Source organism: Parvibaculum sp. (assembly GCF_049671045.1).
Classification (GTDB): Bacteria; Pseudomonadota; Alphaproteobacteria; order Parvibaculales; family Parvibaculaceae; genus Parvibaculum.
Genome location: NZ_JBATUH010000034.1, coordinates 39916 through 50717 on the forward strand (window position 1 = coordinate 39916; position 10802 = coordinate 50717).

General features: G+C 67.0%; 11 protein-coding genes. 6 read left to right on the forward strand and 5 right to left on the reverse strand.

Annotation, left to right across the window (positions count from 1 at the left end; translation table 11 throughout):
* The first annotated feature begins 323 nt into the window (after nt 1-323).
* Both WBG82_RS04425 and WBG82_RS04430 read left to right on the forward strand, forming a co-directional pair.
* Nucleotides 324-2858 carry a cation-translocating P-type ATPase gene (locus WBG82_RS04425; protein WP_424421880.1) on the forward strand — a complete coding sequence of 845 codons (2535 nt, stop codon included), beginning with the start codon at nt 324-326 and terminating at the stop codon, nt 2856-2858.
* A gap of 82 nt (nt 2859-2940) precedes the next feature.
* Nucleotides 2941-3141, forward strand: coding sequence for a DUF2061 domain-containing protein (locus WBG82_RS04430; protein WP_424421882.1), 201 nt, complete (start codon nt 2941-2943; stop codon nt 3139-3141).
* A gap of 6 nt (nt 3142-3147) precedes the next feature.
* On the opposite strand, the gene WBG82_RS04435 is transcribed toward WBG82_RS04430, so the two are convergent.
* Entirely contained in the window at nt 3148-3768 is a 621-nt protein-coding gene (locus tag WBG82_RS04435; RefSeq protein WP_424421884.1) for an NUDIX hydrolase, read from the reverse strand.
* A gap of 147 nt (nt 3769-3915) precedes the next feature.
* Between WBG82_RS04435 and ald the strand changes: the two genes are divergently transcribed.
* The 3 genes from ald (at nt 3916) to rpmF (ending at nt 5989) form a co-directional block, all read left to right on the forward strand.
* The gene (ald, locus tag WBG82_RS04440; protein ID WP_424421887.1) at nt 3916-5034 is read left to right on the forward strand and encodes an alanine dehydrogenase; all 1119 of its coding nucleotides are present in this window, start codon (nt 3916-3918) and stop codon (nt 5032-5034) included.
* 107 nt (nt 5035-5141) lie between these two features.
* Nucleotides 5142-5618 (forward strand): SPOR domain-containing protein, encoded by a 477-nt coding sequence (locus tag WBG82_RS04445; RefSeq protein ID WP_424421890.1) that lies wholly within the window; start codon nt 5142-5144, stop codon nt 5616-5618.
* 185 nt (nt 5619-5803) lie between these two features.
* Nucleotides 5804-5989: a 50S ribosomal protein L32 gene (gene rpmF, locus WBG82_RS04450; RefSeq protein ID WP_424421893.1), complete on the forward strand. Its 186-nt coding sequence runs from the start codon at nt 5804-5806 to the stop codon at nt 5987-5989.
* Nucleotides 5990-6071: 82 nt separating this feature from the next.
* Here the strand turns inward: rpmF and WBG82_RS04455 are convergent, their stop codons facing one another.
* Nucleotides 6072-7142: a M14 family metallopeptidase gene (locus WBG82_RS04455; protein WP_424421895.1), complete on the reverse strand. Its 1071-nt coding sequence runs from the start codon at nt 7140-7142 to the stop codon at nt 6072-6074.
* 206 nt (nt 7143-7348) lie between these two features.
* On the opposite strand from WBG82_RS04455, the gene WBG82_RS04460 reads away from it, so the two are divergent.
* The gene (locus tag WBG82_RS04460) at nt 7349-7744 is read left to right on the forward strand and encodes a hypothetical protein (RefSeq protein WP_424421896.1); all 396 of its coding nucleotides are present in this window, start codon (nt 7349-7351) and stop codon (nt 7742-7744) included.
* Between the two features lie 27 nt (nt 7745-7771).
* On the opposite strand, the gene WBG82_RS04465 is transcribed toward WBG82_RS04460, so the two are convergent.
* The 3 genes from WBG82_RS04465 to pabB are packed head-to-tail and all read right to left on the reverse strand — an operon-like array spanning nt 7772 to nt 10670.
* Nucleotides 7772-8629, reverse strand: a complete 858-nt coding sequence (locus WBG82_RS04465) for an aminotransferase class IV (protein WP_424421898.1) — start codon at nt 8627-8629, stop codon at nt 7772-7774.
* Entirely contained in the window at nt 8626-9216 is a 591-nt protein-coding gene (locus tag WBG82_RS04470; RefSeq protein WP_424421901.1) for an anthranilate synthase component II, read from the reverse strand. The genes WBG82_RS04465 and WBG82_RS04470 overlap by 4 nt, the downstream gene beginning before the upstream one ends.
* Entirely contained in the window at nt 9213-10670 is a 1458-nt protein-coding gene (gene pabB, locus WBG82_RS04475) for an aminodeoxychorismate synthase component I (protein WP_424421904.1), read from the reverse strand. Before pabB ends, WBG82_RS04470 begins: the two co-directional genes overlap by 4 nt.
* Nucleotides 10671-10802: the final 132 nt, after the last annotated feature.

A 10802-nucleotide genomic window follows, 5' to 3' on the forward strand; every position in this document is an offset into this window, starting at 1 on the left:
ACCGCGCGAAGGAGCCTGCGCGTTCAGGGGCGCACAGTGTTCATGTCTTTTTGAATGATGGCAAGGTGGCGCCTGCCGAAGAATGGTTCCCCTGCCGATCCGCGCCGGGGAGGATATACTCGATCAAGGTAAAAGCGGGCGCGCGAGGACATGACCGATCTCCATGGCGCTTCGATGACGCATGACGGGAAATCGCGATTCTCCGGTGCGGCCGGGGGCGCGAGGTGGCGTCCGCCCGGCGCGTGGGCACACGCGCATGACGGCGCCGATAGCGATCCGGCGCCGAGAGCCAGTCGCATCACGTGATCCCGTCAGGAGCGCCGATGCAGAATCCGGATGTGGCGGCCCCTCAAGGATTGAGCGAAGAGGAAGCGGCCGCGCGCCTGCGGGCGGAGGGGCCCAATCTCCTGCCGGCGGCGGAGCGCCGAAGCGCGTTTCGCATCCTGGCCGATGTCATGCGCGAGCCGATGTTCGCGCTGCTCATCGGGGCGGGGCTCATCTATCTGTTTCTCGGCGATCACGAGGAAGCGCTCATCCTCCTTGCCTTCGCCACCTTCTCGGTTTCCATCGCCGTCGTTCAGGAGACGCGAAGCGAGCGCGTGCTCGATGCGCTGCGCGATCTGACGAGCCCGCGCGCGCTCGTCATCCGCGAGGGTGTCCGCAAGCGCATCGCGGGGCGCGAAGTCGTGCGCGGCGATCTCCTGCTTCTTGCCGAAGGCGATCGCGTGCCAGCCGATGCGCGCCTCCTCACCGCGCATGAACTCCAGGTGGATGAATCCCTGCTGACGGGCGAAGCGGCGCCGGTGAGGAAGGCTGCCGGCGGGGCGGCGGCTCTGGTGGCGGCTCCCGCGGCCTCGCGCCCGGGCGGCGAGGATCTTCCCTTCGTCTTTTCGGGTACGCTCGTCGTGCGCGGGCAGGGGCTTGCGGAAGTCATGGCGACCGGCGCGCGCAGCGAGATCGGCAGGATCGGCGCGGCGCTTGGCGGCATAGACACGGAGCCGCCGCCGCTGCGCCGGCAGACGCGGCGGCTCGTGCGCGGCTTCGCGGCGTTTGGCGGCGTCACGGCGGCGCTCGTCGTCATTCTCTACGCGCTGACGCGGCATGACTGGCTTGGCGGCCTCCTTGCAGGCATCGCCGTCAGCATGTCGATGCTGCCGGAAGAAATTCCGCTCGTGCTGACCGTCTTCATGGTGATGGGGTCCTGGCGCATCTCGCGCGCCCGCGTACTCACGCGGCGTTCGGCGGCCATCGAAACCCTCGGCGCGACAACCGTTCTGTGTACGGATAAGACCGGAACGCTGACGCAGAACCGCATGTCGATCGTCGAGCTGCGGGTCGGCGATTTCGCCTATCGGTTCGACGAGGCGCCGGCGGGGCCGATCCCCGAGCCCATGCGCGCGATTGTCGAGCTCGGCGTGCTTGCGAGCGCGCCCGACCCGTTCGACCCGATGGAGAAGGCTTTTCACGCGCTGGCGCGGATAGATGACGGGATGGAGCTTGTGCATGGCTTCGGTCTGAAACCCGAGCTTCTCGCCGTCACGCAGATATGGAGCGCGCCGGAGCGGAAGGATCGCATCGTCGCGGCCAAGGGTGCGCCCGAAGCGATCGCGCGGCTGGCGCAGCTCGGGCCGGCGGAGACGGCCGCGATGCGCCGCCAGGTGGAGGACATGGCGGGGCGGGGCATGCGCGTTCTCGGCATCGCCGAGGGAACGCATGAAGGCGAGATGCCCGCGTCTCTCGGCGATCTCACCTTGCGTTATGCGGGGCTTGTGGGGATTGCCGATCCGTTGCGCCCCGCCGTGCCCGCCGCCGTCGCCGAATGCCGGGCGGCGGGCATCCGCGTCGCGATGATCACCGGCGATTATCCGGCCACGGCGCGCGCCATAGCGCTCGCGGCGGGGCTCGATGTCGGAGAGGTGCTGACGGGGGCGGAGATCGACAGGCTCGACGACGAGGCGCTTCGCGCGCAGGCGCGCCGCGTCACCGTCTTCGCGCGCATCCTGCCGGAGCAGAAACTCCGCATCGTCGATGCGCTCAAGGCCGATGGCGAGATCGTCGCCATGACGGGCGATGGCGTGAACGACGCGCCCGCGCTCAAGGCCGCGCATATAGGCATCGCCATGGGCGGGCGCGGCACGGATGTCGCGCGCGAGGCGTCCTCGATCGTGTTGCTGGACGATGATTTCGCCTCGATGGTGAAGACGGTGCGGCTCGGGCGGCGCATCTACGACAATCTGCGCAAGGCGATGGGCTATATCCTCGCCGTGCATGTGCCGATCGCGGGCATCTCGATCATTCCGCTGCTCGCGGGCTGGCCGCTCATCCTCACCCCCGTTCACATCGCCTTTCTCGAAATGGTGATCGACCCGGTTTGCTCGATCGTGTTCGAGGCCGAGGAGGAGGAGGGCAACATCATGCGCCGCCCGCCGCGCGATCCGGAAAGCCCGCTCTTTTCCGGCGCGCTCATCGCCTGGAGCCTGGTTCAGGGCGCGTTTTCGCTCGGCGTCGTGGCGGGCATGACGTGGCTTGCCATGTCGCGCGGCATGAGCGAGCCCGAGGTGCGGGCGCTCGCCTTCGTTTCGCTGGTGCTGACGAATGTGGCGCTCATCTTCGCCAACCGGTCCTTCAGCGCCTCGCTGCTGACCGCGCTTGGCGCGCGCAATCTCGCGCTGTGGTCCGTGCTCGGCGCGACGAGCCTGTTGCTCGCTCTCGTGCTCGCCATTCCGGCCATGCGGGCGATCTTCCGCTTCGGGCCGCTTCATGTGGACGATCTCGCGCTTTGCGCCGCCGGAGGGCTTCTGACCCTCATCGTCCTCGAGTTGCTCAAGCCGCTCTGGCGCAGGCGGCTTTCGGGCTGATTTCGCGCGTTCCGGCCCTTGACGCGGCAACCGCAAAGATTTAAATGATAATCATTCGCAATTAAGGCGAACGAGGTTCACCATGCGTGCGGCGAAAAAGGCGGTTTCCTTCACCTTCATCCATTTCCTGGTGGGGCTTGCGGTTGCCTATGCGCTGACCGGCCAGTTCGTCATCGCCGCCGGCGTGGCGCTGGTCGAGCCTCTGGTGAGCGGCGTCGTCCATTATTTCCACGACCGCTGGCACGAGGCGCATGCGGGCGGGGGGCGGCCTCTCGCGGCCTGAGGCAGACTATTTCCACGCCCAGACGGGCTGCTCGAAATGGGCGACGCGGGTTGCGCGGCCCCGAAGCGCGACCTCGCCGAACTGGTAGAGCACGGCCGCAGTCGGCGCGTGAACATGACTTTCGCCAAGCGGCAGGCGGATCACCGGCCGCTCGCTTTCGGCGATGGTGACGAGGACGGGCGAATCAGGGCGCTGCAATTCCGCCAGAGGAAAGGGGTGGATCGAGGCCACCTCGCCCGGATTGGGCTTCATGCCGTCGATGCTTTCGGCCCAGACCACGACGGGGGTGATGAGATAGCCCGAGCGCGTCGGGTAGTCGTCGAGGGTGCCGAGGACGGAGGATGCGCCTGTCCGCAGCGACACTTCCTCCTCCAGCTCGCGCAGCGCCGCTTCCATCGCATTTTCGTTGCCGTCGAGCCTGCCGCCTGGAAGCGCCCATTGTCCGCCGTGGGCGTTGAGACGGGGCGCGCGGCGCGTGAGCAGAAAGGCGGCCTCCCCGGCCTGCGGAACGACGGTGATGGCGACGGCGGCCCGCTTCAGCCCGGCATCGGCAAGCTGCCTGCGCTCGAAGGCGGAAAGCCGTTCGGCAAGCAGGCGTCGCAGCGCGTCGTCAAAGACATTGGCCATGGGCATAACGGCACTATCGACTCCGGGCGGGCCTCGTGTCAAAGACCGTCCGGCATTTTCCGCGCGCCCTTATTGGAAGGCTTGCCGCCGGGGAATAGCATTCCCCTGCCGGCCGCGAACCATCCGGCCAAAGACGAGAGGTTGCTCATGCGCATCGGCGTTCCGAAGGAAATCAAGGTTCATGAATATCGCGTCGGCATGACGCCTTCGAGCGTGCGCGAGGCGGTGCATCAGGGCCATGAGGTGCTGGTGGAAAAGGGGGCGGGCTTCGCCACCGGCCTTCTGGACGAGCAGTATGCGGCAGCCGGGGCGCGGGTCGTCGATACGGCGGAAGAGATCTTCGCCCAGGCCGAGATGATCGTGAAGGTGAAGGAGCCGCAGCCTTCTGAATTGAAGATGCTGCGCGAGGGGCAGTTGCTTTTCACCTATCTGCATCTCGCGCCCGATCCCGAGCAGGCGCGCGCGCTCATCCAGTCCGGCGTCATCGCGATCGCCTATGAAACGGTGACGGATGCGCGCGGCGGCCTGCCGCTTCTTGCGCCCATGTCCGAGGTCGCGGGGCGCATGTCGATACAGGCGGGCGCCCATTGCCTCGAAATCGCGCAAGGCGGGCGGGGCATGCTGCTTGGCGGCGTGCCGGGCGTGCCTGCCGCCAAGGTCGTCATTCTCGGCGGCGGTGTCTCGGGCACCAATGCGGCGCGCATGGCGATGGGGCTCGAGGCGCATGTGACCGTCATCGACGTCAATCTGCGCCGCCTCTATGAGCTCGATCTCCAGTTCGGGGCGAGCCTCAACACCATCTATTCGACGGTCGATGCGATCGAGGAGCATGTGCTCGGCGCCGATCTCGTCATCGGCGCCGTCCTCGTTCCGGGCGGGGCCTCGCCGAAGCTCGTTTCGGAGGAGATGGTGAAGCGCATGAAGAAGGGCTCCGTGCTCGTCGACATCGCCATCGATCAGGGCGGCTGCTTTGCCACCTCGCGCACGACCACCCATGCCGAGCCCACCTATATCAAGCATGGCGTCGTTCATTACTGCGTCGCCAACATGCCGGCGGCGGTGGCGCGCACCTCGACCTTCGCGCTCAACAATGCGACGCTGCCCTTCATCCTGGCGCTTGCCGACAAGGGCTATGCGCGGGCGCTCAGCGACAATCCGCATCTGCTTGCGGGGCTCAACGTCTATCGGGGCCGCATCACCCATCAGGCCGTCGCCGATGCGCTTGGCGTCGCCTACCATCCGGCGGCCGGGGTGCTCGTGGCCTGAGGCCCGTGGAGGCCTCGTATCCGGCGCGTGTGTGCCAGAATTAAACACAAATTAACCATCCCGGCCCAGACTCTGCCTGCTTTTCACGGCAAGCAGGGGCCGGGGCCATGTTCAGAACCAGACGCCAGGAACTCATCTGGCTCATCCTTATCGGCGGCTGCGTGGCGCTCTTCGTCGCGCATCGCGAGCGCGCCCATCAGGGGCCGGCCGTCGCGGCTTATGACAGGAGCGGGCTCAACGATCTCGTGCGCCAGACCATGGCGACGCCGTTGGCCCATCCCGACGACGATCTCATCACCGGGTCGATCTCGAAGCCCGCAAAGCGCGCCCGCAAGGCCCGCTACTACGTGCCGCTCGGCTCCTATGATTCCATCGAGGATGCGACCCGGCGCTATCTCGACATCGTTCACCGCGAACCCCGCATCGAGGACGGCCGCAAACTCAGGATCGAGACCGTCGCGCTCGATGGCGGCCGCTTCCATCGTGTCCGCATGGGCGATTTCGGCACGACCGGCGAGGCGAGGGCCGCCTGCCGCCGCGCGGGGCTCACGCCCGCCCGTTGTCCCGTCGTCGAGGTTCGATAAGCGGCGTTTCCTGACCGCAAGCCTGTGGACTTGAGGCGGGTTTTGCCTGTATAAGGCCCGCCAAGAGCTGCGCCCCGCCAGGGTGCCGGCCCGATTGGATTTTCAGAAGCCTTTGCCCAGCGCCGGTCCCTCAGGGGTCGCGACCCCGAGGCCCGAGGCTTTGCCAGACCGGAGACCTTAGAGAAATGGCCGTCCCCAAGAGGAAGACTTCCCCGTCGAGGCGTGGCATGCGCCGCTCGGCCGATGCGCTGAAGCAGCCGGCCTATGTGGAGAATGTGGATTCGGGCGAGCTTCATCGTCCGCACCATGTTGACCTGAAGAGCGGCATGTATCGCGGCCGTCAGATCCTGAAGCCGAAGTCCGAGATCTGAGACTTCGCATCACGGCGAGATATCCGAACGCCGGTCCCTGCATTTGCGCGGGGGCCGGCGTTTTCGTTTTCGCTGGCTGGTGTCAGAGCAGGCGGCGGATCATGTCGTCCGTCTGGCGCGTGACTGCTTCCTTCCAGTCATCCTCATCGACATAGAAGGCGTCGCGTATCTGTTTCTTGATCGCGGGCGCGAGCGGATTGTCGAGCCCGCCGCTCCGGTGGAGCCAGTTGTCTGCGATGAGGGCGGATGCGACCGCATTCATGGGGATGGTGCCGAATTCGAGCCCGCAGGGGCTCACCTCGCGCCCCTGAAGCTCCTCGGAGAAGACTTCCGTTATCGACCCTGGCACATTGGCCGATACCGATCCCGGCCCTTGCGTCGAATGGACAATCCCGCCCCACCAGTCCTTCATGCGGCGGAATTCGTCACTCGTCTCCGGCGCCGTCGAAATGACCTCGCCCTTCGCCCTCGGCCCGAGGCCCGAATGGAGGTCGATATAGACGATGCGCCGGGCGGCCGCGAATTCGGCGCGGATGATCGCGCGCAGCGTGCGGTTCGACCAGACCGGCCCGCGTCCGCCGAACTGCACGCCCTCCGGGTGGGCATATTGCCCGCCGCTCAGCGCATGTTGCAGCGCCGCCGCGCCGTTCTTCTCCGCATAGGCCTTGAGAAGCGCGCGGCCCGCGTCGAGCGTGGCCGCGGCGAGATCGGGCGGGTTCAGCGCCGCATAGATTTCCTCATAGCCCGGATTTTCCGGGTAGGGGCGCTCATGGTCGAGAAAGTTGCGGTTGAGGTCGACATTGTCCTCGTTGACCCGCCGCCCCCAGGCAAAGCCCCAGGGGTTGATCGCGTGAATGAAGACGATGGCCGTATCGGCCGGGAGCGCGCGGGCGAGCCCCGAGGCAAGAAGCGCCGTCTGGATGCCCGAGCCGCAATAGCCCTCGACGCCATGAGTGCCGGAGCCGAGCCCGATCACCCGGCCGGCCTCGGCCGGGCCTATCCGCGCGACATCGACTGCGAGGGGCTCGCCTTCCGGCCCCTTGAGCGGGTGCTGGTGCGCGCTCAGGGCGGCGCCCGCCTCGGTCGCGGCGGCGAGAAAGCGCCCGCGGGCCTCCGCGTAACTGGCCGAGAAATGTCGTGCCGCGTCCTTCATATCCGCAGTTTTCCTTTCATGAGTGGCCTTGGTCCCATCCAAGCATGGGACCTTCCGCGCCGCCAGATTATGGCGAGGCGCAGCGGCGCATATCCGTGCTATATTGACACATTCAGGCTGCCCAAGGGCCTGCTTGTCGGGTCTTCGGTCCGGCAGCCGGGAGCCGGGCTTCGGGGGCGTCCGGCGTATAAACGGGGGAAACAGACATGCTTGGTTCGCTGCCGCTTCTGGCGCTCGTCGTCATCGCCTACAACATCATCGTCTTTCTGACCGGCGCCACGATGGAAACGGCTCTGGTGCCCATCTCTCTCGTATCGGGCACGATCTGGACGCTCACCGTCGGCGACACGCTCCTCGTTCTCGGCCTGCTGCTGCTGTTCCTCGAGCTCGTCAATTCGACCAGGACCGGCGCGCCCACCATCATCAATCACGCGCTCTCGCTTCTCGTGATGCTCGTCGCGCTCGTCCAGTTCATCGTGCTGCCGCAGTTCGGCACGTCGATCTTCTTCCTGCTCGTGCTGCTCTGCATTCTCGATGTCATCGCGGGCTTCACGGTGACAATCACCTCGGCACGGCGCGACTTCAGCGTCTCGGACAATTAGAGCGTCGCCACTTTCGACGGAAGTGCACTAGCTCCGGCCTTCCTCGTCCTCGTCGGCCTCGAGCAGAAGTTCGTAAGCCGCCTTGAGCCGCGCCGTCATGCGATGGGGCTCGAACTCGTGCGTCTCGATGCGCGAGAGCGGCACGATGCCGATGAGGCTGTTCGTCAGGAACACGCCGTCGGCGCGCGGCAGGCGCTGCGGCATGATCATTTCCTCGGCGGCGTCGATGCCGAGCCGCCCGGCAAGCTCCAGCACGGCGGCGCGCGTGATCCCCGGCAGAATGCCGCATTCCTCGGCCGGGGTGACGAGCCTTTCGCCCTCCCAGAGAAACACATTGGCGACGCTCGCGCAGGCGACATAGCCCGATGTGTCGAGCATCAGCGCCTCGTCCGCGCCGCGGGCGCGCGCCTCCTCGCGGGCGAGGAGGTTGTCGAGATAGGGGGCCGCCTTGAGGCGCGATGTGGGCGAGAGCGCGTTTCGCCGCGGCGTGGCGATGATGGCGCTTTGCGAGGCGGGGGGGCTTGCGCTTTCGGCGGCGGAGATGAGGAGTGTCGGCGCGGGATTTTCGGGCGGCACGAGGCCGCGCGGGCCCGGTCCCCGGGTGAGCGTCACGCGAAGCGCCACGCGCGGCGCGTCGATGAGGCCGTTCGCCTCCAGCACCATTTCGCAGGCGACGGCGAGATGGCCGGTCGAGACGGGCAGCGGTATGCCGAGAATGTTCGCGCCCGCCCAGAGCCTCACCAGATGCTCTTCGAGAAAGGCGATGTTGCCGTTCCGCGCCAGCAGCGTTTCAAAGAGCGCGTCGCCCAGAAGAAAGCCGCGGTCGCGCGGGTCGATGCGCGCCGCGCGCTCGTCCATGAGTTCGCCGTTGAGCCAGACGATCATGCGCTCTCCTTCAGCTTCGAGGCGCCGCCAAGCGCCAGAAAATTCGAAAGCAGCAAATGGCCGTGTTCGGTCAGCACGGATTCGGGATGAAACTGCACGCCGAAGATCGGCAGGCTTTCATGGGCGAGCGCCATCAGCACGCCGTCCTCGCTCTGCGCCGTCGCGCGCAAGGGGCCGCCCTCGGCAAGCTCTGCTGCGAGCGAGTGATAGCGCGCGGCGGTAAATGGGCTCGGCACATCGGCGAAGATCCCCGTGCCGTCATGCGCGATGAGCGCGGGCTTTCCGTGAACGGGCGCCGTGCGGTGGATGCGGCCGCCAAAGGCCGCCGCGATCGCCTGATGGCCGAGGCAGACGCCGAGGAGCGGCACGCGCGTCCCGGCCGCCGCCTTCACCAGCGGAACCGAGATTCCCGCCTCGTCCGGTCCGCAGGGGCCCGGCGAGAGGATGATCGCCTGCGGGCGGAGCGCCAGCGCTTCCGCGACGGAGATCGCGTCGTTGCGGATGACGCGGCGGGCAAATCCAAGCTCGCCGACATAGCGCGCGAGGTTGTGAACGAAGCTGTCGTAATTGTCGATGAGGAGGATCATGCGCCTGCCTCCGCAAGGCGCGGCCGCTCTGCGTCGGTGGCGTCCGCGCTTTCGCAAGCGGCGCCGAGCGCGTCCATCATGGCGCGCGCCTTGGCGAGCGTTTCGTCATATTCCGCCGCCGGGTCGCTGTCGGCGGTGATGCCGCCTCCGGCCTGAAAGCTCACGCGCCCGCCCTCCACGATCATGGTGCGGATGGCGATCGAGGTGTCCATGCCGCCGTCGAAGCCGATATATCCGATGGCGCCGCAATAGGGGCCGCGCGTCGTCGGTTCTAGTTCGGCGATGATCTCCATGGCGCGGATCTTCGGCGCGCCCGTGATCGAGCCGCCGGGAAAGGCGGCGGTGAGGAGGTCGACGCTCGTCTTGCCCGGCGCGAGGCGTCCCTTCACGGTCGAGACGAGATGGTGGACATGCGAGAAGCTTTCGAGCGCGCAGAGCTTTTCCACCGTCACCGTGCCATCGGCGCAGACGCGCGAGATGTCGTTGCGGAGAAGATCGACGATCATCACATTTTCCGCGCGGTCCTTCGCCGAGGCGAGAAGTTCGGCGGCGAGCCGTGCATCTTCCGCAGGCGTCGACCCGCGCGGCCGCGTGCCCTTGATCGGTTTCGTTTCGACCGCGCCTTCCCGGCAGGCGAGAAAGCGCTCGGGCGATGACGAGACGAGCGCGCCGCCGCCGAAGTTGAAGAAAGATGCGAAAGGCGCCGGGCTCCGTCGGCGCAGGCGGAGATAGAGCGCGTAGGGCGTATCGCCTTCGGCGAGCGGCGCATCGAAACGCTGGGCGAGATTGGCCTGGAAGATGTCGCCGGCGCGGATCAGGTCGATGACGCGGGCGACGGCGCGTCCATATTCATCGCGTGTGAAATTCGCGGCAATCGCGGTCGCGCCCGGTGCCGCTTCGGATAGCATTTCGTTCCGCGCCGCGCTGATCCTTTCGCGCCACTCCGCGGCGCGGCTTGCCGCCCGCGCCATGCGCGTCCGGGTGCCTTCTTCGGGAAGGCCCGTCGAGACGATGAGCGCGCGGCCTTCCAGATGATCGAAGGCGAGAACCGTGTCGTAGAAGCCCACCGCCATGTCGGGGAGCTTCCGGTCGTCGATGGCAAAGGGCCTGTCGCGCGGCGGCAGGTTTTCGAGCGCGTGGGCGAGGTCGTAGCCGAAGAAGCCGGCCGCGCCGCCCGCGAAGGGCGGCAGCGACGGCGATTGGGCCGGTTGCGCCTGCGCGAGGCGCTCCTTCAGCGCTCCGAAGGGGTCGTCCTTCTCGCCCGCGCGAAGGACGAGCGTGTCGTAAGGGTCGCGCGCGATGAAGCTCCAGCGGCCATGAAGCGCCGGATCGCGCCCCGGCGCCGCCGTCGCGCTGTCGAGCAGCAGCGCGAAGGGCTCGTCCGCGAAAGCCTGAAACAGCTCATGCGGCAGAGCCCAGGGCAGCTCTTCGATATGCGTTTCGATGTGCGACAAAGGCGCCGGACCTCGCTCAAGAGCATGCCCAAGCCGGGCTCAAGTCTAATCCGCCTAGCGGTATGTGGCGAGCACATAGGCGGCGATGGCGCGGCGCTCGTCCTCCTTCAGATGGGCGAAGGAGGGCATGTT

What these genes read in the sequence shown, in the direction of transcription:
- WBG82_RS04425 (WP_424421880.1), top strand. Translation starts at nt 324, where the DNA reads ATGCAGAATCCGGATGTGGCGGCCCCTCAAGGATTGAGCGAAGAGGAA.
- WBG82_RS04430 (WP_424421882.1), top strand. Translation starts at nt 2,941, where the DNA reads ATGCGTGCGGCGAAAAAGGCGGTTTCCTTCACCTTCATCCATTTCCTG.
- WBG82_RS04435 (WP_424421884.1), bottom strand. Translation starts at nt 3,768, where the DNA reads ATGGCCAATGTCTTTGACGACGCGCTGCGACGCCTGCTTGCCGAACGG.
- ald (WP_424421887.1), top strand. Translation starts at nt 3,916, where the DNA reads ATGCGCATCGGCGTTCCGAAGGAAATCAAGGTTCATGAATATCGCGTC.
- WBG82_RS04445 (WP_424421890.1), top strand. Translation starts at nt 5,142, where the DNA reads ATGTTCAGAACCAGACGCCAGGAACTCATCTGGCTCATCCTTATCGGC.
- rpmF (WP_424421893.1), top strand. Translation starts at nt 5,804, where the DNA reads ATGGCCGTCCCCAAGAGGAAGACTTCCCCGTCGAGGCGTGGCATGCGC.
- WBG82_RS04455 (WP_424421895.1), bottom strand. Translation starts at nt 7,142, where the DNA reads ATGAAGGACGCGGCACGACATTTCTCGGCCAGTTACGCGGAGGCCCGC.
- WBG82_RS04460 (WP_424421896.1), top strand. Translation starts at nt 7,349, where the DNA reads ATGCTTGGTTCGCTGCCGCTTCTGGCGCTCGTCGTCATCGCCTACAAC.
- WBG82_RS04465 (WP_424421898.1), bottom strand. Translation starts at nt 8,629, where the DNA reads ATGATCGTCTGGCTCAACGGCGAACTCATGGACGAGCGCGCGGCGCGC.
- WBG82_RS04470 (WP_424421901.1), bottom strand. Translation starts at nt 9,216, where the DNA reads ATGATCCTCCTCATCGACAATTACGACAGCTTCGTTCACAACCTCGCG.